Here is a 24,859-nt window from a genome sequence, read left to right as displayed (position 1 = left end):
GTCTCGCTGGGTGAGGGGGAGGTCCTGCCGGGTGAGGGGGAGGTCCTGCCCGGCCCGGGAGACGTCTCGCCGAGTCGGGGGGAGGTCTCGCCGGGCACGGAAGGTGTCTCGTTGGGTGAGGGGGAGGCCCCTTCGTGCCCGGGAGGTGTTTCGCCGGGTGCGGAAGGTGTCCTGCCGGGTCTGGTGGAGGTCTCGCCGGGTGCGGGACGTGTCTCGCCGGGCCAGGGGGAGGTCTCGCCCGGACCTGGGACGTGTCTTGCCGAGTCGGGGGGAGGTCTCGCCCGACCCGGGAGGCGTCTCGCCGGGCCTGGTAGGTGTCCCGCCGAGTCTGGAGGCGGCCCCGCCGCGCGCGGAAGGCGTCGCGCCGGGTCCGGAGGCAGTCTCGCCAGCTCTGGAAACTGTCCTGCCGAGTCCGGAAGGCATCCCGCCGACTCCGGAAGGCGTCCCGCCGAGTCGCAGGGCAGTCCCGCTGGTCCAGCAGGCGATCCACCGCGTCCGAGGGCCGTCCTACCGAGCCAGGGGACGGGCCTGGCAGCTCCGGGGCATCGCCTGTCGTCCCCCGCCCACTGCCGACCCGCCCCGGCCCACCGGCGCCCCACCTCCGCCCACCGGCGCCCGGCCCCCGCTCACAGGCACCCCACCTCCGCCCATCAGCGCCCCATCCCCGTCCGGCGCCGGTCCTCGGTGGGCCGGTCGTCGCGTGCAGCGCAACCCCCGCCGTGCCCCGACCGCACGACGCACGCGCTTCTCCATCCAGCCGCAACCCAGCGCAACACCTTTGAAGGAGAGACCAGATGACCACCTCCCGATCCGGAGCGACCGGTGCCACCGGGGCACCCGCGGTCGCCGGAGCCCCCGCGGTCACAGGAGCAGCCGGAGCACACCGGGCGACCGGAGCCCACGCGGCCCCGGCGACCGCCGCCACGCACACCCAGGGGGCCGCACGATGAGGGTTCTGCTGATCGGAGCCAACGGCTACCTCGGCCGTTTCGTCGCCGACCGTCTGCTCGCCGACCCGGCCGTCCAGCTCACCGTGCTCGGCCGCGGCGACGACGCCGACGTCCGCTTCGACCTCGCGTCCGGCAGCCCCGGCGCACTCACCCGCTTCCTCGACGCGGTCCACCCCCAGGTCGTCGTCAACTGCGCGGGCACCACCCGCGGCGGCGCCCGCGAACTCACCCGGCACAACACCGTCGCCGTCGCCACCGTCTGCGAGGCCCTGCGCCGCAGCGGCTGCGGCGCCCGACTGGTGCAGCTCGGCTGCGGCGCCGAGTACGGCCCGAGCCAGCCCGGCTCCTCCACGGCCGAGGATGCCGTGCCCCGCCCCGGCGGCCCGTACGGCGTCAGCAAACTCGCCGCCACCGAACTCGTCCTCGGCTCCGGCCTGGACGCCGTCGTGCTGCGGATCTTCTCGCCCGCCGGACCCGGCACGCCCGCCGGCTCCCCGCTGGGCCGCCTCGCCGAGGCGATGCGCCGCGCCATGCAGTCCGGCGACGGCGAGCTCAAGCTCGGCGGGCTCGGCGTGCAGCGCGACTTCATCGACGTCCGCGACGTGGCCCGCGCCGTGCACGCCGCCTCGCTGTCCGCCGCGCAGGGCGTCATCAACATCGGCTCGGGCCGCGCCGTCCGGCTGCGGGACGCCGCCGGGATCCTCGCCCGCGTGGCCGGATACGGCGGCGCCCTCCACGAACTCGACGGCCCGCCCGGCGGCCACCTCAGGCCCGGCATCGGCCACCCCCGCCCCGAGCCTGACCACGGAGGGCCCGTCGCGTACCCGTATCCGGACGGGTGCGGCAGTTGGCAGCAGGCCGATGTGCGCACCGCCCGCGACCGGCTCGGCTGGCGGCCCCGGATCAACCTCGAGGAGTCCCTCGCCGACATCTGGATGGAGGCGGCATGTCGCATCTGACCGGAACCCCGGCGGGCACCGCGAGCGCCGGCACCACCGACGTCCGCACCGGCCTCGGCGTCCCCGGTATCGCACACCCCCTCCTCGCGCCGGCCGAGTGGGACGAACTCACCCGCTCCGCCGGGCACCTGCACTGGGTCGTCCTCGACGTCGCCGACGGCCCCGGCGTCCGCCCCGACCCGCGCTGCCTGGAATCCGTGGGCCGGCTGCGCAACGCGGGCGTCCGGGTCCTCGGGAACCTCGACATCCGCTACGGAGCTCGCGCCTTCGCCGAGATCGTGTCCGACGCGCAGCGGTACCTCGACTGGTACCGGGTCGACGGCTTCCTCCTGGACCGCTGCCCGGCCGAGCCGACCGCGCTCCCCGGACTGCGCCGCACGATCGGCGCGCTCCGCACCCTGCGGGACGCGCCCCACATCGTCCTCGGCCACGGCACCCACCCGTACCCCGGATACGCCGAGCACGCCGACCAGTTGGTCACCTTCTCCGGCCCCTGGAGCGACTACCGCTGGTCGCAGGTGGCCGAATGGACGGCGGACCACCCGCCCGAGCGCTTCTGCCACTTCGTGCACGGCGTGCCGCGCGGCCACCTCGACGAGGCGCTGCGCATCGCCCGCTGGCAGGGCGCCGCGACGATCTGGTTCACCGACGGCGTCGACCGCGCCGGCCTGGCCGACCCCTGGGAGACCATGCCCGGCTACTGGGACGAGATCGTCTCGCGGATCGGAACGGGTGTCTCGGAATGAAGGGGGGCGTGGCAGTGTTACAGCCGGAACAACCGTAGTGATTGACCGACCAACGGAGTCCCCGTGTCGCTGCCACCCCTGGTCGAGCCAGCCTCTGAGCTCACCGTAGACGAGGTTCGCCGGTACTCCCGCCACCTGATCATCCCGGACGTGGGGATGGACGGGCAGAAGCGGCTGAAGAACGCCAAGGTGCTCTGTGTGGGCGCCGGCGGCCTGGGCTCGCCGGCGCTGATGTACCTGGCCGCGGCGGGCGTGGGCACGCTGGGCATCGTGGAGTTCGACGAGGTCGACGAGTCGAACCTGCAGCGCCAGATCATCCACAGCCAGGCGGACATCGGCCGCTCCAAGGCCGCCTCCGCTCGTGACTCCGTCCTCGGCATCAACCCGTACGTGAACGTGATCCTTCACGAGGAACGGCTCGAGGCCGAGAACGTGATGGACATCTTCAGCCAGTACGACCTGATCGTCGACGGCACGGACAACTTCGCGACCCGCTACCTGGTCAACGACGCGTGCGTGCTGCTCAACAAGCCGTACGTATGGGGCTCGATCTACCGCTTCGACGGCCAGGCCTCCGTGTTCTGGTCCGAGCACGGCCCCTGCTACCGCTGCCTCTACCCGGAGCCCCCGCCGCCGGGCATGGTCCCGTCCTGCGCCGAGGGCGGCGTGCTGGGCGTGCTGTGCGCGTCCATCGGCTCCATCCAGGTCACCGAGGCCATCAAGGTCCTCACCGGCACCGGCGAGTCCCTCGTCGGCCGCCTGATGATCTACGACGCCCTGGAGATGCAGTACCGCCAGGTCAAGATCCGCAAGGACCCTGACTGCGCGGTCTGCGGCGAGAACCCGACCGTCACCGAACTCATCGACTACGAGGCCTTCTGCGGCGTCGTCTCGGAAGAGGCCCAGGCGGCGGCCGCCGGCTCGACGATCACTCCCAAGCAGCTCAAGGAGTGGATCGACGACGGCGAGAACATCGAGATCATCGACGTCCGCGAGCCGAACGAGTACGAGATCGTCTCCATCCCGGGCGCCAAGCTGATCCCGAAGAACGAGTTCCTCCTGGGCACCGCGCTGCAGGGCCTGCCGCAGGACAAGAAGATCGTCTTGCACTGCAAGACGGGTGTCCGCAGTGCGGAAGTCCTCGCGGTGCTGAAGTCCGCCGGCTTCGCGGACGCCGTGCACGTCGGCGGTGGCGTGATCGGCTGGGTCAACCAGATCGAGCCGAGCAAGCCGATCTACTGATCCGGCCGCCCGCCGCGCCCACCGGGTCTCCGGCTGCGCCCATCGGGTCTCCCGCTCCGACCGGCGGGGGCTTCGCGTACCACGAGTGCGTGAAGCCCCCGCCGTCGTCATGAGCAGACCGTGCCGTCCTTCGGCACCGTCCCCTTCAACAGGTACGCGTTCACCGCCGAGTCGACGCAGGTGCTCCCGCTCCCGTACGCCCCGTGCCCCTCGCCCTTCCAGGTGAGCAGCACCCCGACGCCCTTGCCCAGCTCGTCGGCCATCTTCCGCGCGCCCTCGTACGGTGTCGCCGGGTCCCCGGTGTTGCCGACCAGCAGGATCGGCGCCGCGCCCGGCGCGCTCACCTCCGGGGTGTCGTACTGCCCGGCCACCGGCCAGTCGTGGCACCAGCCGGCCGTGTCCCAGCCCAGGAAGTCCCCGAACACGGGCGAGATCTTCTCGAACTCCGGCAGCAGCTTCCGCGTCTCCTCGGCGGTCGGCCGCTGCTTGTCGTCCAAGCACGATATGACCCGTTGTGAGTGGGCGGACGTGCCGTAGTGCCCCGAGGTGTCCCGCTCGTTGTAGCCGTCGGCCAGTGTCAGCAGCTCGGAGCCGTCCCCGGACTCGGCCGACTTCAGGGCGCTGGTGAGGCTCGGCCAGCTCGACTCGCTGTACAGCGGCAGGACGATGCCGGTGACCGCGAGCGTCTGTGTCAGCTTCCGCCCGTCCGACGTGGACAGCGGCTTGGCGTCGATCCGGTCCAGCAGGTCCGCGATCTTCCTGCTGCCCTCCCGCGGGTCCTGGCCCGTCGACTCGAGGTAGTCGTCGAGCGCCCGTTGGAAGCCGCGTGCCTGGTTCTGCGCGTGGCCCACCGAGTCGGCGCTCGGGTCGACCACCGCGTCGAGGATCAGCCGCCCCACGTGCTTCGGGAACAAGTGGGCGTACACGCCGCCCAGTTCGGTGCCGTAGGAGATGCCGAAGTAGTGCATCTTCCGGTCGCCGAGCACCTGGCGCATCAGGTCCATGTCGCGGGCGGTGTCGGTCGTCGACACGTGGGCCAGCAGCGCGCCCGCGGCCTTCTTGCAGCCCTTGCCGAAGTCGGTGGCGTCCCGGAAGTAGGCCTGTTCCTCGGCCGGGGTGTCCGGGGTGGCGTCGAGGGACTCGGCGGCCTGGATGTCCTTGTCGCCGCGGCAGCGGACGCCCTCGCTGGCCCCGACCCCGCGTGGGTCCCAGCTCACCAGGTCGTAGTGGTCGCGGAGCGAGGAGAACGTGGAGCCGAAGGAGGGGAGCGCGGAGACGCCCGAGCCGCCGGGACCGCCGAAGTTGAACAGCAGCGAACCGGTCCGATCGCTTCCGCTCGCGCGCGACTTGGTGCGCACCAGGGCGAGGCCGATGGTGTCGCCGTCCGGCTTCGACCAGTCCAGCGGCACCTTCAGCGTCGCGCACTGCCAGTCGCCGCCCGGCGGCGCGGAGTCCGCGGTGGCCTTGCAGCGCCCCCAGCCGAGCTTCTGCCCGGTCAGCGCGGCGGGCGGAGCGACGGCCGCCGCGCCCGTCGCCCCGGAGGAGCCGGCGGAGGGCCGTGCATCGGCCGAACCGCCCTTACCACCCTTGCCGTCCTTGCCGTCCGCGCCCCCGTCCGACACACCGCCGCTGCACCCCGCCACCAGCAGTGCGGCAGCGGCCCCCAACACCGTCCACCGTGTGAATCGCGCCATGTGTACTTCCCCCCTCGCAAGCCCTCCGCACTCGGCGGCGGATGGGCTGTCCGGCCATATTAGGCAGATCTCGGCCGACCCGTCCGAGCCTGTGGATAACCTTTTGACCTGCGGGTTTCTCGGAAATTCGTGGCGGATGCCAGGGAATTTCCGGAGGTATCGCCGGGTGTGGGGGGTGGCGGAGGTCAGGAGCAGACGGTCCCGGCGGCCGGCGGCTTGCCGGTCAGCAGATAGCCGTTCACCGCCGCCTGCACGCACTTGTTCTTGCTGCCGTACGCGCCATGCCCCTGCCCCTTGTACGTCAGCTCGACCCCGACGCCCTTGCCCAGCGCGTCCACCATCTTCCGCGCCCCCTCGTACGGGGTCGCCGGGTCACCGGTGTTGCCCACGACGAGGATCGGCGCCGATCCGGGCGCGCTCACGTCCGGATGGTCGGCGGCGCCCGGCACGGCCCAGTCAGTGCAACTGAGCATGCTCCAGGCCAGGAAGTCCCCGAACAGACTGGAGGCGGTCCTGAACTCCGGCAGTTTCTTCTGCACATAGGCCGTGGAGTAACGCGGCTTGTCGTCGGCGCAGTTGATGGCGATGTTGGCGGCCGTGATGTTGCTGTACTCGCCGTTCTCGGTGCGGCCGTTCATCAGGTCGGACAGCAGCATCAGAATCTTGCCGTCCCCGGAGTAGGCCTGCTCCAGGCCCTCGGTGAGGTACTCCCAGAAGTCCTTCGAGTACAGCGCCTGCGCGATGCCGTTGGTCGCGGCGCTCTGGGTCAGTTCGCGCGGGAAGCTGCCCGGCAGCGGCTTGGCGTCCAGGTCCTTCAGGAGCTTGGCGATCCGGTCCTTCACCTGCTGCGGAGTGTCCCCGAGTGGGCAGTCCGCCGTCTTGGACGTGCAGTCCTCGGCGAAGTTGTCGAGCGCGAGTTGGAAACCCCTGGCCTGCCCGAGCGAGCTCTGCTCGGACGTCTGCGTCGGGTCGACCACCGCGTCGAAGACCGCGCGCCCCACGTGCTTCGGGAACAAGTGGGCGTACACGCCGCCCAGTTCGGTGCCGTAGGAGATGCCGAAGTAGTACAGCCTGTCGTCGCCCAGGACTTGGCGCATCAGGTCCATGTCGCGGGCCGCGTCGGTGGTCCGCACATGTGGCAGCGTCTTCTCGGAGTTCTTCTCGCAGGCCGCGTTGAAGTCCTTGGTGTTGTCCAGCAGCGTGGTGCGCTCGGCGGCGTCGTCGGGCGTGTTGTCCTGCTGGAAGTACGCGTCGAGCTGCCGGTCGGTCTCGCACCGCACGCCGGCGCTGCGGCCGACCCCGCGCGGGTCGAAGCTCACCAGGTCGTAGCGGGTGCGCAGGGCCGCGTACTCGTCGCCGAACGCGGGCAGGGTGGAGACGCCCGAGCCGCCGGGGCCGCCGAAGTTGAAGACCAGCGAGCCGATCCGCCCGCTCGCGGCGCCGCTCGCCCGCGCCCGGATCAGTGCGATGCCGATCGTGTCGCCCTTGGGGTCGTCCCAGCCGAGGGGCGCCCGCATCGTCGCGCACTGCCACTGGTCGCCGTCCGGCAGCGGGGACGGGGCGCTGCCGCCGCCCTCGGACTGGGAGGGGGCCGGGCAGTCCTTCCAGCTCAGCTTCTGCGCCGACAGGCTCTCGTCGTGTGAGCCGTCGCCGCAGCCCGCCACTAGAGAGGACAGCAGCACGGCGACGGTGGTCACGGCGGCGGCGCGCAGACGGGCGGGAGTCGGCATGTCCCCATCCTGCGGTCGCGTGCGGGCACGCGCGCGGGGCGCGGTCCGTACGAGGTACGGGCACCCGCGCCCTCCTGCAGGGCTACAGGGCGCCCTTGCGGGTGAGCTGGTTGAAGGCCAGCCAGCCCGGCAGTACGGGGATCCACAGCGTCAGCAGGCGGAAGAGCAGCACCGCGGGAGCGGCGACCTCCTTGGGCAGGCCCACCGCGATCAGACCGACCGTCAGGGTCGCCTCGACGGCGCCGACTCCGCCCGGCGTCGGGGCGGCGGAGCCGAGCGCGTTGCCGGCGAGGAAGACGACGGCGACGCTGGCGATGCTCAGCGAGGTCGACTCGTCGCCGAACGCGCGGATCGACGCGTCCAGGCACATCACGAAGCACGCGGTGAGCAGAAGCATGCCGCCGATGCCGGTGACCAGCTTCTGCGGCCGCTGCAGCACGTCCAGCATGCGCGGCACGACACCCGCGAACAGCGACCTCACGCGCGTGACGACGAATTTCCGCAGGAACGGCACCGACGTCACCACGAGCACCAGCACCGCCACCGTGAGCAGACCCGCGATGACCGTGCGGGACGGCGACAGCGACGGCGTCTTCTCGGTGCCGGTGAGGTAGCCGAACGACAGCAGCATCAGGATGTGGCAGCCCAGCCCGAACAACTGCGAAGCGCCGACACTGGCCACGGCGAGACCGGGCCGCACCCCGGCGCGCTGCAGGAAGCGCGTGTTGAGGGCGACCCCGCCGACCGCGGCCGGGGCCACGATCTTCACGAAGGACCCGGCGACCTGCGCGGCCACGGTCCGCGGGAACGGCACCCGCTCCGGCACGAACCCCAGCAGGCTCATCGCCGCCGCGACATAGCTCAACGCCGAGAAGAACACGGCCGCCGCGACCCAGCCCCACTCGGCGTTGGCGACGAGCGGACCGAACTCGATGTGCGTGAGCTGCGTCAGCAGGAAGTACGCGCCGAAGGCACCCGCGATGAAACTCATCAGGGTGCGCGGCCGCACCCGCTCCAGCCGGGCCGGCTCCACCGGTGCCTGAGGCCGGATCAGCAGCACCTGGTGCCGGATCTGCGTCAGCAGATCCTCCTCGCGGGCCTCCTCCAGCGCCTCGTCGATGGCCCGCTTCTCGGCCCGCGCCTCCGCGCGGACGGCCTTCTTGCCGGGCTTCTCCGGGACGACGGTCTCGGTGTCGTCCCCGGCCGCCTCCAGACGCGCCTGCTTGGCTTGCCGGGAGGCCTCCAGGACCGCCTCGCGTTCCCGCTGCGCACGCTCGCGTGCCAGTCGGCGCAGCGTCGCGCGCGTGGAGCGGGTCAGCGCGATGGGCTGGAGCATCGGCAGACAGTCCGCGACGGCGTCCGGCCCGAGCACGCCCACCGCGGAGGCCACCGCCCGCTCGGCGCCCACCCGCAGGCCGAGCGTGGTCACCAGTTGGGCGACGTCCATGCGCAGCAGCAGGTCGCCGGCGGCGATCTCGCCGCCGCGCAGATCGGTGAGGATCACCGTGCCGGAACGATCCACCAGAATCGCGTCACCCGCGAGCCGACGATGCGCGATGCGCCGCGACTGCAGGGCCTGTACCTGGCGCCACGTGTTGCGCAGCAGGCCGTCGGTGATCTCCTCGTCCGTCAGCGAGTCGAGGGTGCGGCCGCCGGTGTGCTCGTAGACGAGTATCACCGCGTCGGGACCGAGCTCGGAGGTCGCGATCAGCTTGGGCGCGTTGGCGCCGGCGGCGATGGCCGCGTAGGCGAGCAGCGCCTCCTGCTCCAGGGCCTGGCGCAGCGACTGCAGGCTGCTGCGGGTGGCGAAGCCGCGCAGCGTCAGATTGCGCCACGCGCGGTAGAAGAACCCCTGGGCCTGCTGTTCCCGGTCGACGACCGTGATGTCCAGCGGTGGACCGTCCTCCAGGGTGACGAAGTAGCGTCGGCCGCGGTCGCTCTCCGCCGCGTCAGGACCCTCCTCGCGGGCCGCGCTCACCGGGCGGAAACCGACGTGCCGCAGGCCCGCCATCAGCGTCCGCCCCGTAGGACGCACGTTCGGCGAGCCGACCGCGTACAGCGTCCCGTAGGCCACCGTCCAGCCGATCAGGACCGTGAGGATGATCGAGAACGGTGTCGTGTAGCCGGTGACGAGCATCGAGAAGGCGTCCAGGAGCAGCACGATCCACAGGACCGAGCGCCAGCGCGGCCGACGGGACATGCCGACGGCCGTCATGTACGCGATGACGGGCGCGAGATAGCCGTGCACCGGGTCGGTCAGGGCGTGGATGTCCCCGGGGGAGGGCTGGGTGAGCGCCTCCTGGATCGAGCCCGGCGCGGCCTTCGCGACCCACAGGTCGGTGGCGAGGGTCACCCCGTGCGCGAGGACGGCGGCGAGCACACCGTCGGCGATGCGCAGCCCGTCCCGCTTGATCAGCCGCTCGATGGCGAACGCGACCGGCACCAGCAGGATCGCGATGCTCGACGCCAGCCCGGCGATCTTGATGAGGAGATCGGGCGCCTGCCCGGTGCCCTTGTTGATGTCCTGTTCGAGCCCCGAGGTCGTTCCGTGCGCGAACGCGGCGATGGCCAGCAGCAAGACGACGGCGAGCACGCCGACCAACAGCCGCATCAGGTCGGAAGGGCGGTGCACGCGCGCGGGGAGCAGCGGTTCGTCGCCCTCGACCTCGTCGATGTGCACCTCGTCCCGTGTCTCTGCTTCCCGAGGACCTGCTCCGCGTGCCTCTACAGGGGCATCTGCTTCGCGTGCCTCTACGGGTGCTTCGGCTACGCGCGCTTCTGCTGCGCGTGCTTCTTCTATGCGTGGGTCCGGTTCTTCGACGCCGTCAGGGCGCGACGCGGCGGCAGAGGTGTCCTCCGCGCTCTCAGGCCGCACGCCCTGCTGTTTCATCGCCTCTTCTTGGTCTCGTATCACCGGTCACCGCCCGCACGATGGTGGCATGCCCCACCGACACACGGGGGCATCAGGGTGCAAATGCGGGGGCGCACAGTCTGCCTGAAGCGCCGCTCGGGGGCGAGGGTCACACAGGGTCGCGGGCCCGTCGCATTGTCGGTGGCGTGCGGCACTATGGGGCGGATGAGCGAGCAGAGCCTTCCGGACGACGCCCGCGCGGAGTACACGGACACACTTCCGGAGTACGCCGAGCGGGTCCTCGAGGTCGCGGAGCGGATCCCGCCCGGGCGGGTCATGACGTACGGGGACGTCGCCGAGTGGCTCCAGGAGGGCGGCCCCCGGCAGGTCGGGCGCGTGATGGCCCTCTACGGGGGAGCCGTCCCGTGGTGGCGTGTCGTGCGCGCGGACGGCGTGCTGCTCCCCGGACACGAACTGCGGGCGCTCGACCACTACCGCGCCGAGGGCACACCGCTGAAGCAGGCGAGCAGGGCCGCCGAGGGCCATGTGCCGCGCCTCGACATGAAGCGGGCGCGCTGGGACGGCGGCGAACACGCGGAAGGTCACATATGACAGCTTCCGCCATCGGACGTGCCTGAGGGGAGCCTCCGCTGACCCGTACGGGGGAAACCGGCGGAAGCGGGCACGCCGGCGGCATGACGTACGTTCGAGGGGCACGGGGCGGAAACAGCGGTCCCCGGCCGACCAGCACACCCACCAGGACCGGCGAACCACGTGAGCTCCTCTTCCTCCACCAGGCACCTGTCGCACCCCCAGGGGCGACAGGGGAACCGTGGCGCTCACCGACTGGTGCGTACCCCGCCGGCCCGCGTGGATCCCCCTCGGCTGGACGCCGCACAGCGCTCCGTGGTTGAGCACGGTGCCGGTCCGCTGCTCGTCCTCGCAGGCCCGGGCACCGGAAAAACCACCACGCTCGTCGAGTCCGTGGCGGCCCGGGTCGCCCGGGGCGGTGACCCCGCGCGCGTCCTGGTCCTCACGTTCAGCCGCAAGGCGGCCGTCGAGCTGCGGGACCGGATGGCGCATCGCATGGGCGCGGCCCGCGCACCCCAGGCGACCACCTTCCACTCGTACTGCTACGCCCTGATCCGCGCCCACCAGGACGCGGACCTGTTCGTGGACCCCCTACGGCTGCTGTCCGGCCCCGAGCAGGACGTGGCCGTCCGCGAGCTGCTCGCCGGCCAGCTCGACCTGCAACGGCTCGGCCTCGCGCACGTGCGCTGGCCGGACGAACTGCGCGCCTGTCTCACCACCCGCGGCTTCGCCGACGAGGTCCGCGCGGTGCTCGCCCGCAGCCGCGAACTGGGTCTCGACCCCACGTCCCTGGACGCCTTCGCCCACCGCATCGGCCGTCCCGACTGGCGCGCCGCGGCGGCCTTCCTCGCCGAGTACCTCGACGTGCTCGACCTGCACGGCGTGATCGACTACGCGGAACTCGTCCACCGCGCGGTCCTGCTCGCCCACCGCCCCGAGGTCGCCGAGCGGCTCGCCGCGCAGTACGACGCCGTGTTCGTCGACGAGTACCAGGACACCGACCCGGCCCAGGTGCGGCTGCTGCACGCGCTGGCCAGCGGCGGCCGCACCCTGGTCGCCTTCGGCGACCCCGACCAGTCGATCTACACCTTCCGGGGCGCCGACGTGAACGGCATCCTGGACTTCCCGCAGGCTTTCCCCCGCCCCGACGGCCGCCCGGCCCCCGTAGAGGTCCTGCGCACCGCCCGCCGCTCCGGCGCGACCCTTCTGGCCGCCACCCGGCTGCTGACCCAGCGGATGCCCCTGACCCGCCTGCCGGCCGAGAAGGTCCGCGCCCACCGCGAACTGGCCGCCGCACGCGACGGAGGCGGCGTCGAGGTCTACACGTACCCGACGGCCGGCACCGAACTGGACAACGTCGCCGACATCCTGCGCCGCGCACACCTGGAGGACGGCGTGCCCTGGGGTGACATGGCCGTCCTGGTGCGCGCCGGCTCCCGGACGATCCCGACCGTCCGCCGTGCCCTCACCGCCGCGGGCGTCCCCCTGGACATCGACGGCGACGACCTCCCCCTGCGCCACGAACCGGCCGTGGCACCCCTGCTGACGGCCCTACGGGCGGTGGCGACGGCAGAGACGTCCACCCCCTCGGCGGAGAGCGCGGCACCACGCGCGGCGGCCCCCGCACCACCGGCGGCGGGCGAGACCACCCAGGGCGAGGCAGCAAAGGACGAGGCGACCGAGGGGGAGGCCATCCAGGGCGAGACGACAGAGGGGGAGGCCATCCAGGGCGGGGCAGCCGAGGACGCGGCGACCGAGGACGGGATGGTCCAGGGCGCGGGCGCGGACGCCTGCTGGCTCGACACCGAGACCGCCCTGACCCTCCTCGCCTCGCCCCTCGCCGGCATGGACGCCGCCGATCTGCGCCGCCTCGGACGCGCCCTGCGCGAGGAGGAGCGCGCCGCGGGCAACCCGCTGCCGCCGCCCTCCGACGAACTGCTCGCGCGCGCCCTCGCCGAGCCGGAGCGGCTGGTCACCCACGACCCGACGTACGCGCGTGGCGCCCAGCGCCTCGGCGCGCTGCTGGCGGCGGCCCGTGAACGCCTCGCGCGCGGCGGGAGCGCCGAGGAGGCGCTGTGGGACCTCTGGGACGGCACACCCTGGCCCACGCGCCTGGAGCGGGCGGCCCGGCGCGGCGGCGCGGCCGGCCGCAACGCCGACCGGGACCTGGACGCCGTATGCGCGCTGTTCGCCACCGCCGCGCGCGCGGAGGAGCGCACCGGCGGCCGGGGCGCGCTGAACTTCCTGGCCGAGATCGAGGCCGAGGACATCGCCGCCGACACCCTCACCCGGCGTGCCGTGCGCCCCGACGCCGTACGCCTGATGACCGCCCACCGCGCCAAGGGCCTGGAATGGAGCCTGGTCGTCGTGGCCGGCGTCCAGGAGGGCCTGTGGCCGGACCTGCGGCGTCGGGGCTCCCTCCTGGAGGCCGACCGCATCGGCCGCGACGGACTCGCCGAGCCGCTCACCCCGGGCGCGCTGCTCGCCGAGGAACGCCGCCTGTTCTACGTCGCCGCCACACGCGCGCGTGAGCGCCTCGTCGTCACCGCCGTCAAGGCGCCCGCCGACGACGGCGACCAGCCCTCCCGCTTCCTGACCGAACTCGGCGTCCCACCCAAGGACGTCACGGGCCGCCCCCGCCGCCCCCTGTCGGTCGCCGCGCTGGTCGCCGAACTGCGCGCCACGACGGTCGACCCGCGCGCCTCCGCCCCCCTCCGGGAGGCCGCCGCCCGCCGCCTGGCCCGGCTGGCCGCGCTCGCCGACGAGGACGGCAGACCCCTGGTGCCGTCAGCCCACCCCTACCGCTGGTGGGGCATGTTCGAGCCGACCGAGAGCAAGGTCCCGCTGCGCGACCGCGACCAGCCCGTCGTGCTCTCCGGCAGCGCCCTCGACCAGCTCGCCAACACCTGCGCGCTCCAGTGGTTCCTGGGCCGCGAGGTGAAGGCCGACGCTCCCGCCACAGCCGCCCAGGGCTTCGGCAACGTGGTGCACGTCCTCGCCGACGAGGTCGCCTCCGGGCACACCCCGGCCGACCTCGACGTCCTCATGGAGCGCCTCGACTCCGTGTGGAACGCCCTCGCCTTCGACGCCCCGTGGAAGTCCACACAGGAGAAGGCACACGCGCGTGCCGCGCTCGAACGCTTCCTGAAGTGGCACGTGATGGACCGCACGGGCCGCACCCCCGTCGCCAGCGAGCACGACTTCGACGTCACTCTCGAAGCGGGCGACTACGAGGTGCGCATCCGCGGCCAGATGGACCGCGTGGAGGCCGACGCCGAAGGCCGCGCCTACGTCGTCGACTTCAAGACCGGTAAGCAGGCGCCGACCGCCCGCGAGATGGAGCGCCACCCCCAGCTCGCCGTCTACCAGCTCGCCGTCCGCGAGGGCGCCGTCGACGAGGCCTTCGACGGCGTACGGCCCACACCGGGCGGTGCCGAACTCGTCCAGCTCCGGCAGGGGGCCGCCAAGAAGGACGGCGGAGAGGCCCTTCCCAAGGTGCAGGCCCAGGAGCCGCTGGAGGGGGAGTGGGTCGGCGATCTGCTCGCCACGGCGGCCGGCAAGGTCCTCGACGAGCGGTTCACCCCGACCGCCGGTCAGCAGTGCACCCACTGCGCCTTCCGTGCCTCGTGCAGCGCACGCCCCGAGGGACGGCACATCGTCGAGTGACCTGCCGCACCGACGGCGTCGACCCGCGCTTCTCGCACCCCTGACGCCATGGGAGGCCCTGCGAGGGCCGGTGGGGCACCGACTGTCAGTGCCCGCCGCTAGCCTCTCAGCATGCCCGCACGTATCAGCGATCCCGAGCAGCTCAAGGAGCTCCTCGGGATCCCCTTCACCCCGGAGCAGACGGCCTGCATCACCGCGCCGCCCGCCCCGCAGGTGATCGTGGCCGGAGCCGGGTCGGGCAAGACGACGGTGATGGCCGCCCGCGTGGTGTGGCTGGTCGGCACCGGGCAGGTCGCCCCGGAACAGGTCCTCGGCCTGACCTTCACCAACAAGGCCGCCGGAGAGCTCGCGGAGCGCGTCCGCAAGGCACTGCTCAAGGCAGGCGTCACCGACCCCGACGTCATCGACCCGGACAACCCGCCGGGCGAGCCGGTGATCTCCACCTACCACGCCTTCGCGGGCCGCCTCCTGACCGACCACGGCCTGCGCATCGGCCTGGAGCCCACCTCCCGCCTGCTCGCCGACGCCACCCGCTACCAGCTCGCCGCGCGCGTGCTGCGCGAAGCGCCCGGCCCGTACCCGTCGCTCACCCGCTCCTTCGCCGACCTGATCAGCGACCTCCTCGCGCTCGACGCCGAACTCGCCGAACACCTCGTTGGGCCCGAGGAACTGCGCGCGTGGGACGCCGGGCTGCTGCGCACCCTGGAGGGCGCCAAACTCACCAACGCCGACCTGCGCAAGGTGCCCGAGACCGCCGCCGCCCGCCGCGAACTGGCCGACCTGGTGCTGCGCTACCGGACCGCCAAGCGCGAGCGCGACCTGCTCGACTTCGGTGACCAGATCGCCATGGCGGCACAGCTCGGCCAGGTCCCCGAAGTCGGCCCGATCCTGCGCGACGAGTTCCGCGTCGTCCTCCTCGACGAGTACCAGGACACCTCCGTCGCGCAGCGCATCCTCCTTGCCGGCCTGTTCGGCGGCGGCACCGGCCACCCCGTGACCGCCGTCGGCGACCCCTGCCAGGCCATCTACGGCTGGCGCGGCGCCTCGGTCGCCAACCTCGACGACTTCCCCGACCACTTCGCGCAGGCCGACGGAGGCCGGGCACGGCGTCAGTCGCTCAGCGAGAACCGCCGCAGCGGCGGCCGCCTCCTGGACCTCGCCAACGGCATGGCCGAGCCCCTGCGCGCGATGCACGCGGGCGTGGAGGCCCTGCGCCCGGCCTCCGGCGCCGAACGCGACGGAGTGGTCCGCTGCGCCCTCCTGGCCACCCACGCCGAGGAGATGGACTGGATCGCCGACTCCGTCGCCCACCTCGTGCGCACCGGCACGGCACCCGGTGAGATCGCCGTCCTGTGCCGCACGGCCACCGACTTCGCGCAGATCCAGGGCGCGCTGGTCGCCCGGGACGTCCCCGTCGAGGTCGTGGGCCTGTCCGGGCTGCTGCACCTGCCCGAGGTCGCCGACCTCGTCGCCGTCTGCGAGGTGCTCCAGGACCCCGGCGCCAACGCCTCCCTGGTCCGGCTGCTCACCGGCCCGCGCTGGCGCATCGGCCCGCGCGACCTCGCCCTCCTGGGCCGCCGGGCACGGCTGCTCGTCAGCCACGCGCGCGGGGACGGCGACGACGACCCGGACCGCCGCCTCGCCGAGGCCGTCGAGGGCGTCGACCCGTCCGAGGTGATATCGCTCGCGGACGCCCTCGACGCGTTCCTGGAGTCCCCGCTGTACGGCGGCGACGGGACGCGGGGCGACGGCGGCGACGGACTGCCCTTCTCGCCGGACGCGCGCGTGCGGTTCGCGCGGCTCGCCACCGAACTGCGCGACCTGCGCCGCTCCCTGGCCGACCCCCTGATGGACGTCCTGCACCGCGTCCTGGCCGTCACCGGCCTCGAGGTCGAACTGTCGGCGTCCCCGCACGCCCTGGCCGCCCGCCGCCGCGAGACCCTGTCCAACTTCCTCGACGTCGCCGCCTCCTTCGCCGCGGGCGAGAGCGAGGCGAGCCTGCTGGCCTTCCTCGGCTTCCTGCGCACCGCCGCCCAGTACGAGAAGGGCCTCGACAACGCCCTCCCCGGCGGCGAGAACACCGTCAAGGTGCTCACCGCCCACAAGTCCAAGGGCCTGGAGTGGGACGTCGTCGCCGTACCCGGCCTGGTCACCGGCACCTTCCCCAGCGCACAGGGCCGCGAGAAGTGGACCGCGCAGGCCAAGGTGCTGCCGCACGAACTGCGCGGCGACACCGACACGCTCCCCGACCTCGACTCCTGGGACGCACGCGGCATGAAGGCCTTCCACGAGGCCATGAAGGACCACCAGCACACCGAGGAACTCCGCCTCGGCTACGTCACCTTCACCCGCCCCCGCTCCCTGCTCCTCGGCTCCGGCCACTGGTGGGGCCCCACCCAGAAGAAGCGCCGCGGCCCCTCCGACTTCCTCCAGGCCCTCCACGACCACTGCGCGGCCGGCCACGGCGAGATCGAGGCCTGGGCGGACGAACCGGAGGAGGACGCGGAGAACCCCACCCTGCACCGGGCGACCGCCGACCAGGTCTGGCCGCTCCCCCTGGACGACACCGCCCTGGCCCGCCGCCGCGCCGCCGCCGAGACCGTCCTCGCCCACCTGGAGGACCTCGCCTCACCCGAGGACGGCCACCCCGCCGCCACTCATGACCCGGACACCTACGAAGACCCGGACTGGCCCCCACCACCGCACGAGGACGAGCCCGCCTACGCCGAGGACCAGCTGCCGTACGGGGAGAGCGAGCCGCCCTACGACGAGGACCAGCCGCCTTACGACGCGGACAGTCCGCCCCACGGCGCGGACCAGCCTCCCTACGGCGAGGCCGACCCGTTCGACGAGGACCCCGGTGACTGGGACGAGTGGACCGGTGCCCGCCCCGCCGTACCGCACCAGGCGACGGCCCCGGAACCCCCCACCGCGCGCCCGCACCCCGGTCGCCCCCGCCCAACCCCCCTCACCCCCGAGGAGACCCGCACCGTCGCCTCCTGGGACCGCGACCTCGACGCGCTTGCCGGAGAGCTGCTGAGCGCCCGCCGGAGCGTCACGGACGTCCCCCTGCCGACGACCCTGACCGCCTCGCAGGTACTGCGCCTGGCCGCCGACCCGGACGGTCTCGCACAGGACCTCGCGCGCCCCATGCCACGCCCCCCACAACCGGCCGCGCGCCGTGGCACCCGGTTCCACGCATGGGTGGAGGCCCGCTTCGAGGAGTTGACGCTTCCCCTGCTGGAACCGGACGAACTGCCCGGCGCCGACGCCGAGATCGCCGACGAACAGGACCTGGAGGACCTCAAGGAGGCCTTCGAGCGCACCGAGTACGCCCACCGCACGCCCTACCGCGTCGAGACCCCCTTCCAGCTCGCCCTCGCCGGCCGCGTCGTACGGGGCCGTATCGACGCCGTCTACAAGGAGGGCGACGGAGACTCCGCGACGTACGACATCGTCGACTGGAAGACGCACCGGGCCCGCACCGCCGACCCCCTCCAGCTCGCCCTGTACCGGCTCGCCTGGGCCGAGCAGCAGGGTGTGCCCGTGGCATCCGTCACAGCGGCGTTCCTGTATGTGCGCACCGGCGACGTCGTCCGACCGGAGGGTCTGCCCGATCGTGCCGCGCTGGAGCGCCTGTTGACCGGGGAAGACGGCACCGACGGCGACCGCGGGGGACCGGCCGGGCAGGCAAGCCCCGCGCAAGGGCCCGGCGAGGATGTCGGTGCGGGCCGATAGGCTCGTGACCATGAGCCATCCCGTTGACAGTGCCGTCAGCGCCGTCCGCACGTACATCGAGCAGCACCGCGCGGCCTTCCTCGACGACCTCGCCGAGTGGCTGCGCATCCCGTCGGTGTCGGCGCAGCCCGACCACGCCCCCGACGTACGGCGCAGCGCGGACTGGCTCGCCGCCAAGCTGAAGGAGACCGGCTTCCCGACCGTCGAGGTCTGGCAGACACCGGGAGCGCCGGCCGTCTACGCCGAGTGGCCCGCCGGCGATCCGCAGGCCCCCACCGTCCTGGTCTACGGCCACCACGACGTGCAGCCCGCCGCCCTCGAGGACGGCTGGGACACCGACCCCTTCGAGCCCGTCGTCCACGAGAACCGCCTCTACGCGCGCGGGGCGGCCGACGACAAGGGCCAGGTCTTCTTCCACACCCTCGGCGTCCGCGCCCACCTCGCCGCCACCGGCCGCACCGCCCCGGCCGTCAACCTCAAGCTGCTGATCGAGGGCGAGGAGGAGTCCAGCTCGCCGAACTTCCGAGCCCTGGTCGAGGAGCAGGCCGGGCGGCTCGCCGCGGACGCCGTGATCGTCTCCGACACCGGCATGTGGTCCGCGGACACCCCCACGGTGTGCACCGGCATGCGCGGCCTCACCGAGTGCGAGATCCGGCTGTCCGGCCCCGACCACGACATCCACTCGGGCTCCTTCGGCGGCGCCGTGCCCAACCCGGCGACCGCGGCCGCCCGCCTCGTCGCCGCCCTGCACGACGACCACGCGCGCGTGGCCGTCCCCGGCTTCTACGACGGCATCGTCGAGCTCACCGACCGCGAGCGCGAGCTCTTCGCCGAACTGCCCTTCGACGAGGACGAGTGGCTGCGCACCGCGCGGTCGCACGCCACCCACGGCGAGGCCGGACACACCACCCTGGAGCGCGTCTGGGCCCGCCCCACCGCCGAGGTCAACGGCATCGGCGGCGGCTACCAGGGCCCCGGCAGCAAGACGATCATCCCGTCGTCGGCCTTTGTGAAGCTGTCGTTCCGGCTGGTCGCAGGCCAGGACCCGGAGCACATCGAGAAGGCCGTCCGCGCCTGGGCCGCCGAGCAGGTGCCCGCCGGGATCGGCTGTGAGATCGCGTTCAGCCCGGCCACGCGCCCGTGCCTGACCCCGCTGGACCACCCGGCCCTGCAGTCCGTGGTCCGCGCCATGGGCCGCGCCTTCGAGGGACCCGTCCGCTTCACCCGCGAGGGCGGCTCGGGACCCGCCGCCGACCTCCAGGAGGTCCTCGGCGCTCCGGTGCTCTTCCTGGGCATCTCCGTGCCCTCGGACGGCTGGCACGCGCCGAACGAGAAAGTCGAGCTGGACCTCCTCCTCAAGGGCGTCGAGACCACCGCGTACCTCTGGGGCGACCTCGCCGAGAACTGGCGTCATGCGCCCTGAGGCCCCCGCTCGGTCCGGAGGGGACCCGCGCGCGGGGCACACGGCACGGCCAGCCCCGCATCGCGACCCCGCACCGGACCCGGCCGTCCCCTGCCGTACGTCCCGCTGAACCGCCCGCAGAAACAACCGTTCCACCGGGGGAGTTGGAAGTACCCGTGACCACCAGGACCGACCAGAACGCCGATCGACCCATTTCGCTCACCGCGCCGAGCGGCATCGACCGGGCCGCCCACCACCGGCTCGACGAGGCCTGGCTCGCCGCGGCGTGGAGCCACCCCACGACGCGTTGCTTCGTCGTCTCCGGCGGCCAGGTCCTCATCGACGAGACGCCCGACGGCAGCACCGAAATCGTCATGACCCCGTCGTTCGAGGCGCCCCTCACCGAGGCACACCGCTACTTCCTGGGGACCGACGAGGACGGCGTCAGCTACTTCGCCCTCCAGAAGGACGCGCTGCCCGGCCGCATCGACCAGGCCGCGCGCCCGGCCGGTCTGCGCGAGGCCGGCCTGCTGCTGTCGCCGCGCGACACGGGCCTCATGGTGCACGCCGTCGCCCTGGAGAACTGGCAGCGCCTGCACCGCTTCTGCTCCCGCTGCGGCGAGCGCACGGTGATCGCCGCAGCCGGCCACATCCGCCGCTGCCCCGCCTGCGGCGCCGAGCACTACCCGCGCACCGACCCCGCGGTGATCATGGCCGTCACGGACGAGGAGGACCGCATCCTCCTCGGCCGCCAGGTCCACTGGCCCGAGGGCCGCTTCTCGACCCTCGCCGGTTTCGTCGAGCCCGGCGAGTCCATCGAGCAGTCCGTGCGCCGCGAAGTCTTCGAGGAGGCCGGCATCACCGTCGGCGAGGTCGAGTACATCGCCAGCCAGCCCTGGCCGTTCCCGTCCAGCCTCATGCTGGGCTTCATGGCCCACGCCACCTCCACCGACATCAACGTCGACGGCGACGAGATCCACGAAGCCCGCTGGTTCTCCCGCGACGACCTCGGCACCGCCTTCGAGTCCGGCGAGGTACTGCCCCCCTACGGCATCTCCATCGCGGCCCGCCTGATCGAACTCTGGTACGGCAAACCACTCCCGACCCGCACCTTCATCTGACCCACGGCGCGACAAAGGGCGGCCCCCAACACCCCGGAGGCCGCCCTCACCACTACGATCACACGCCGATCTTCTGCTTCACCTGCGCGAGCGACGGGTTCGTCAGCGTCGAACCGTCGGGGAACAGCACGGTAGGCACCGTCTGGTTTCCGCCATTCGCCTTTTCCACGAAATCCGCGGACTTCGGGTCATGCTCGATGTTGATCTCGGTGTACGCGATGCCCTCGCGGTCGAGCTGCTTCTTCAGCCGCTGGCAGTAGCCGCACCACGTGGTGCTGTACATCGTCACAGTGCCCAGCATGTCTCTCGTGCTCCTTCGGAGGGTCGGGCGAACAGGTGGTCGCAGGGGGTGAACGTACGTGAGAGGGTCGCCATTCCCGTCCGGCGGTGTGGGGTCGGGCGGCCGAGGGTGACGCTCGCCGCATTAGTACGACTGCGAGGCCCCGCCTGTGGACAACCGGCCCGTCCGTCTCCACCGACCTGGCAGCATGGCCGTGTGACAGCAGCAACGCACTCCTCCCTCTTCCCGCAGGTACCGGACTCGGCCGACGCGGTGCTCGAAGGGCTCGACCCCGAGCAGCGCGAGGTGGCGACCGCCCTGCGCGGTCCGGTGTGCGTGCTGGCAGGAGCCGGCACGGGCAAGACGCGGGCCATCACCCACCGCATCGCCTACGGCGTGCGGGCCGGCATCCTGCACCCCTCCAGCGTGCTCGCCGTCACCTTCACCAACCGCGCCGCCGGAGAGATGCGGGGCCGGCTCCGCCAACTCGGCGCCCAGGGCGTCCAGGCCCGCACCTTCCACTCCGCGGCCCTGCGCCAACTCCAGTACTTCTGGCCGAAAGCGATCGGTGGCGCCCTGCCCCGGCTCGTCGACCGGAAGATCCAGCTCGTCGCCGACGCGGCCGTCGCCTGCCGCATCCGCCTCGACCGCGGCGAGCTGCGGGACGCCACCGCGGAGATCGAGTGGTCCAAGGTCACCCAGACCGTCCCCGCCGACTACGCCCTGGCCGCCGCCAAGGCCGGCCGCGACATCCCCCGGGACCCCGCCGAGCTCGCCCAGCTCTACGGCGCCTACGAGGACCTCAAACGCGACCGCGGAGTCATCGACTTCGAGGACGTCCTGCTGCTGACCGTCGCCGTCCTCCAGGACCGCCACGACATCGCCGAGCAGGTCCGCGCCCAGTACCAGCACTTCGTGGTCGACGAGTACCAGGACGTCAGCCCCCTCCAGCAGCGCCTGCTCGAGCTGTGGCTCGGCGACCGGGACGACCTGTGCGTGGTCGGCGACGCCAGCCAGACGATCTACTCCTTCACCGGAGCCACCCCCGACCACCTCCTCGACTTCCGCACCCGCCACCCCGGAGCCACGGTCGTCAAGCTGGTCCGCGACTACCGCTCCACCCCTCAGGTCGTCCACCTCGCCAACGGCCTGCTCTCCCAGGCCCGCGGCCGCGCCGCCGACCACCGCCTGGAGCTGGTCTCCCAGCGCGACCCGGGACCCGAGCCCGGCTACACCGACTACCCCGACGAGCCCGCCGAGGCCGAGGGCGCGGCCCGCCGCATCCGCGAGCTCCTCGCCGCCGGTGTCCCGGCCGCCGAGATCGCCGTCCTGTTCCGCACCAACGCACAGTCCGAGACCTACGAACAGGCCCTGGCCGACCTCGGCATCCCGTACCAACTGCGCGGCGCCGAGCGCTTCTTCGACCGCCCCGAGGTGCGCAAGGCCGGTGTCGCCCTGCGCGGCGCGGCCCGCTTCGGCGGCAACGACACCCTCCTCGAGGACGCCGTCGACCTGCCCTCCCAGGTGCGTGCCGTCCTCTCGGGCGAGGGCTGGACGCCCCAGCCGCCGGCCGGTTCCGGAGCCGTCAGAGAACGCTGGGAATCGCTCGCCGCGCTGGTCGGCCTCGCCCAGGACTTCGCCGCCGCCCAGCCGGGAGCCACACTCGCCGACCTGGTCGCCGAGCTCGACGAGCGGGCGGGCGCCCAGCACGCCCCGACCGTCCAGGGCGTCACCCTGGCCTCCCTGCACTCGGCCAAGGGCCTGGAGTGGGACGTCGTCTTCCTGGTCGGCGTCGCCGAGGGCATGATGCCGATCAGCTACGCCAAGACCGACGAACAGGTCGAGGAGGAGCGCCGCCTGCTCTACGTCGGCGTCACCCGCGCCCGTGAGCGCCTGCACGTCTCCTGGGCGCTGGCCCGCTCACCCGGCGGCCGCCCGAGCCGCCGCCCCAGCCGCTTCCTCGACGGCCTGCGTCCCGGTTCGGGCACCGCCGCCGGTCGTGGCGGCGCGGTGGGAACCGGCGGCATCGAGCGCGGCTTCACCGGCACTGCCGTGGGCGCGCCCACCGTGCCGCGCCGGATCCAGCGCACCCCCGCCCGCTGCCGGGTCTGCGGGCGCACCCTGACCGACGCCGGCGAGATGAAGCTGATGCGCTGCGAGGACTGCCCCTCCGACATGGACGAGGGGCTCTACGAGCGGCTGCGGGACTGGCGGGCCCTCCAGGCGACGCGAGGCGGCCAGCCGGCGTTCTGCGTCTTCACCGACAAGACGCTGATGGCGATCGCCGAGACCGTCCCCGAGGAGGAGGGCGAGCTCGCGCGGATCCCGGGGGTCGGAGTGCGCAAGCTCAACCGTTACGGAGCCGACGTCCTGGCCATCTGCGCAGGCCAAGAGGTCGCAGGGGACGACGAGAGCGACTGAGGAGGGGCGGACGGGGGGTGGGCGGGGGACGGGCGGGGAACTGATCCGAACTCGTCGGAAAAATAGTTTGCGCATGCCCCGGCAATCCCCATAGGTTCTTAGACACGGGGACGGCGGCCTTCTCGAAGGCCCTGATTCCGTGCTGTACTTGCATATCCGTCGGACTGGGTTCACCCCCGGTCCCCCGAGACGCCGAGAGGAGGCGATTCCAGTGATCATCACCAACACCAGCTTCACCACCGGCTTCACCGCCAAACTGAACGATCGCTCTGTCGTCTCCACATGCGTGCTCGGCGCCTCGGTCCTGGGCACCGGTCTGTCCGGCATTCGTGCCGACCGGCCGGCGTTCTCTTCCGTTGCCCCCGCGGGTCTTCCCAGCCGCGAGCGCAATGAGCGACCGACCAAGGCACTGGAAGCAGTAGAGACGCAGGCGCAGATCGCCTATGCCTCTGCGGGAGCCGGTGCCGAATCCGGGAAGCAGACGACGCAGCATCACCTGATGTGGGCCTTCCGTGGGCCAGAACCCTGGAGCGATCCAGCCTGATCGATGATCAGGCAGGCGCCTTCAGGGCCGCGGAACCCCACCCGGGATCCGCGGCCCTTCTGTTTGTCCTCGAACGGGGACGACGGAGCGAAGGGGCCTCGGGACAACAAAAGAACCCGGTACCCAGCCGACACCCGGTCCTACAGGACCGGACCGACAGACGAGGAAGACGAACCGTGCAACTCGAAGCGCACGCCCCGTCCGTACCGCCTTCCGAAACGATCCCCCCGCCCGGCCTCACGGAGGACTCCACCTTGACCCCGCTCACGGCGCTCACCGCGCTCGACGACGCCATCGAGAACCTCGGCGTGCCCGTCCCCTGCCGTTCCTACGACCCGGAGGTCTTCTTCGCCGAGTCGCCGGCGGACGTCGAGTACGCCAAGTCCCTCTGCCGCACCTGCCCGCTGATGGAGGCCTGTCTCGCCGGCGCCAAGGAGCGGCGCGAGCCGTGGGGCGTCTGGGGCGGCGAGCTGTTCGTCCAGGGTGTCGTCGTCGCCCGGAAGCGGCCGCGTGGTCGCCCGCGCAAGAACCCGGTCACGGCATGAACACCACCGCAGGAACGATCGACCGCCCCCTCACGCAAGACCCCAAGAAGCAGGCCCCGATGAAGCCGTTCACCAGCGAGCCCGCAGGCTCCGCGACCGAAGACCTCACCACCACCGGCGCGTACGACTCGCGTCAGAACAGGACACGCGAGATGCAACTCATCCCAGAAGCCCTGGCTCGTGCGCATATGCACGACCGACTGCACGAGGCCGAGCGGGAGAGCCGGGCCGTGCGCCTGGCGACCGCTCGCCGGATGCAGCGCCGGGCCGAGCGCGCCTCGATGCGCGCCCGCCGGGCGCTCGCCATCGCCGTGATGCAGTAATCACCCACACCTGAAGCGGTGGCCTCCCGACAGGGGAGGCGAAGCTCTCCTCGGGG

Annotated in this window: 16 protein-coding genes; 12 read left to right on the top strand and 4 right to left on the bottom strand. The window is 72.5% G+C overall.

Annotated elements, in window-relative coordinates; translation table 11 throughout:
• Positions 1-946: 946 nt before the first annotated feature.
• The 3 genes from BMZ82_RS28930 (at position 947) to moeZ (ending at position 3,897) form a co-directional block, all read left to right on the top strand.
• Positions 947-1,909, top strand: coding sequence for an NAD-dependent epimerase/dehydratase family protein (locus BMZ82_RS28930; protein WP_093780350.1), 963 nt, complete (start codon positions 947-949; stop codon positions 1,907-1,909).
• On the top strand, positions 1,897-2,655 hold the full coding sequence (locus tag BMZ82_RS28925; protein WP_093780349.1) for a spherulation-specific family 4 protein: 759 nt from the start codon (positions 1,897-1,899) through the stop codon (positions 2,653-2,655). The genes BMZ82_RS28930 and BMZ82_RS28925 overlap by 13 nt, the downstream gene beginning before the upstream one ends.
• Before the next feature lie 63 nt (positions 2,656-2,718).
• Positions 2,719-3,897 (top strand): adenylyltransferase/sulfurtransferase MoeZ, encoded by a 1,179-nt coding sequence (gene moeZ, locus BMZ82_RS28920; RefSeq protein ID WP_093780348.1) that lies wholly within the window; start codon positions 2,719-2,721, stop codon positions 3,895-3,897.
• A 107-nt stretch (positions 3,898-4,004) separates the two neighbouring features.
• Here moeZ and BMZ82_RS28915 read toward each other — a convergent pair whose 3' ends face one another.
• The 3 genes from BMZ82_RS28915 to BMZ82_RS28905 all read right to left on the bottom strand — a co-directional run bounded on the left by BMZ82_RS28915 (position 4,005) and on the right by BMZ82_RS28905 (position 10,211).
• Complete coding sequence (locus tag BMZ82_RS28915; RefSeq protein WP_093780347.1) at positions 4,005-5,591, bottom strand: alpha/beta hydrolase; 1,587 nt, start codon at positions 5,589-5,591, stop codon at positions 4,005-4,007.
• 185 nt (positions 5,592-5,776) lie between these two features.
• Positions 5,777-7,321 carry an alpha/beta hydrolase gene (locus BMZ82_RS28910; protein WP_093780346.1) on the bottom strand — a complete coding sequence of 515 codons (1,545 nt, stop codon included), beginning with the start codon at positions 7,319-7,321 and terminating at the stop codon, positions 5,777-5,779.
• A gap of 82 nt (positions 7,322-7,403) precedes the next feature.
• Entirely contained in the window at positions 7,404-10,211 is a 2,808-nt protein-coding gene (locus tag BMZ82_RS28905; protein ID WP_177244705.1) for a lysylphosphatidylglycerol synthase domain-containing protein, read from the bottom strand.
• 186 nt (positions 10,212-10,397) lie between these two features.
• Here BMZ82_RS28905 and BMZ82_RS28900 point away from each other — a divergent pair, with 186 nt between their 5' ends.
• From BMZ82_RS28900 to nudC, 5 genes are all read left to right on the top strand, one after another.
• Positions 10,398-10,784, top strand: coding sequence for an MGMT family protein (locus BMZ82_RS28900; RefSeq protein ID WP_093780344.1), 387 nt, complete (start codon positions 10,398-10,400; stop codon positions 10,782-10,784).
• A gap of 162 nt (positions 10,785-10,946) precedes the next feature.
• Entirely contained in the window at positions 10,947-14,429 is a 3,483-nt protein-coding gene (locus tag BMZ82_RS28895; RefSeq protein WP_093780343.1) for an ATP-dependent helicase, read from the top strand.
• A 111-nt stretch (positions 14,430-14,540) separates the two neighbouring features.
• A complete protein-coding gene (locus tag BMZ82_RS28890; RefSeq protein ID WP_093780342.1) occupies positions 14,541-18,167 on the top strand; it encodes an ATP-dependent DNA helicase in 3,627 nt (1,208 codons plus the stop codon).
• Positions 18,168-18,177: 10 nt separating this feature from the next.
• Complete coding sequence (locus tag BMZ82_RS28885; RefSeq protein WP_093780341.1) at positions 18,178-19,590, top strand: dipeptidase; 1,413 nt, start codon at positions 18,178-18,180, stop codon at positions 19,588-19,590.
• Positions 19,591-19,745: 155 nt separating this feature from the next.
• On the top strand, positions 19,746-20,690 hold the full coding sequence (gene nudC, locus BMZ82_RS28880; RefSeq protein ID WP_093780340.1) for an NAD(+) diphosphatase: 945 nt from the start codon (positions 19,746-19,748) through the stop codon (positions 20,688-20,690).
• A gap of 58 nt (positions 20,691-20,748) precedes the next feature.
• Here nudC and BMZ82_RS28875 read toward each other — a convergent pair whose 3' ends face one another.
• Positions 20,749-20,991: a mycoredoxin gene (locus BMZ82_RS28875; protein ID WP_093780339.1), complete on the bottom strand. Its 243-nt coding sequence runs from the start codon at positions 20,989-20,991 to the stop codon at positions 20,749-20,751.
• A gap of 195 nt (positions 20,992-21,186) precedes the next feature.
• Here BMZ82_RS28875 and BMZ82_RS28870 point away from each other — a divergent pair, with 195 nt between their 5' ends.
• The 4 genes from BMZ82_RS28870 (at position 21,187) to BMZ82_RS28855 (ending at position 24,803) form a co-directional block, all read left to right on the top strand.
• Complete coding sequence (locus BMZ82_RS28870) at positions 21,187-23,391, top strand: ATP-dependent DNA helicase UvrD2 (protein ID WP_177244704.1); 2,205 nt, start codon at positions 21,187-21,189, stop codon at positions 23,389-23,391.
• A 211-nt stretch (positions 23,392-23,602) separates the two neighbouring features.
• Positions 23,603-23,935: a hypothetical protein gene (locus BMZ82_RS28865; RefSeq protein WP_177244703.1), complete on the top strand. Its 333-nt coding sequence runs from the start codon at positions 23,603-23,605 to the stop codon at positions 23,933-23,935.
• Between the two features lie 176 nt (positions 23,936-24,111).
• Entirely contained in the window at positions 24,112-24,480 is a 369-nt protein-coding gene (locus BMZ82_RS28860) for a WhiB family transcriptional regulator (protein ID WP_005480495.1), read from the top strand.
• Positions 24,477-24,803 (top strand): hypothetical protein, encoded by a 327-nt coding sequence (locus BMZ82_RS28855; protein ID WP_093780337.1) that lies wholly within the window; start codon positions 24,477-24,479, stop codon positions 24,801-24,803. Before BMZ82_RS28860 ends, BMZ82_RS28855 begins: the two co-directional genes overlap by 4 nt.
• Positions 24,804-24,859 lie beyond the last annotated feature (56 nt).

Source organism: Streptomyces sp. yr375, from assembly GCF_900110755.1.
GTDB lineage: Bacteria > Actinomycetota > Actinomycetes > Streptomycetales > Streptomycetaceae > Streptomyces.
The sequence above is the reverse complement of the archived record's forward strand: the minus strand, read 5'-3'. Positions and strand labels throughout refer to the sequence as shown.

Coding starts and splice junctions, on each gene's coding strand:
- BMZ82_RS28930 (WP_093780350.1), top strand. CDS start 947: ATGAGGGTTCTGCTGATCGGAGCCAACGGCTACCTCGGCCGTTTCGTC.
- BMZ82_RS28925 (WP_093780349.1), top strand. CDS start 1,897: ATGTCGCATCTGACCGGAACCCCGGCGGGCACCGCGAGCGCCGGCACC.
- BMZ82_RS28915 (WP_093780347.1), bottom strand. CDS start 5,591: ATGGCGCGATTCACACGGTGGACGGTGTTGGGGGCCGCTGCCGCACTG.
- BMZ82_RS28910 (WP_093780346.1), bottom strand. CDS start 7,321: ATGCCGACTCCCGCCCGTCTGCGCGCCGCCGCCGTGACCACCGTCGCC.
- BMZ82_RS28905 (WP_177244705.1), bottom strand. CDS start 10,211: ATGAAACAGCAGGGCGTGCGGCCTGAGAGCGCGGAGGACACCTCTGCC.
- BMZ82_RS28900 (WP_093780344.1), top strand. CDS start 10,398: ATGAGCGAGCAGAGCCTTCCGGACGACGCCCGCGCGGAGTACACGGAC.
- BMZ82_RS28890 (WP_093780342.1), top strand. CDS start 14,541: ATGCCCGCACGTATCAGCGATCCCGAGCAGCTCAAGGAGCTCCTCGGG.
- BMZ82_RS28885 (WP_093780341.1), top strand. CDS start 18,178: ATGAGCCATCCCGTTGACAGTGCCGTCAGCGCCGTCCGCACGTACATC.
- BMZ82_RS28875 (WP_093780339.1), bottom strand. CDS start 20,991: ATGCTGGGCACTGTGACGATGTACAGCACCACGTGGTGCGGCTACTGC.
- BMZ82_RS28855 (WP_093780337.1), top strand. CDS start 24,477: ATGAACACCACCGCAGGAACGATCGACCGCCCCCTCACGCAAGACCCC.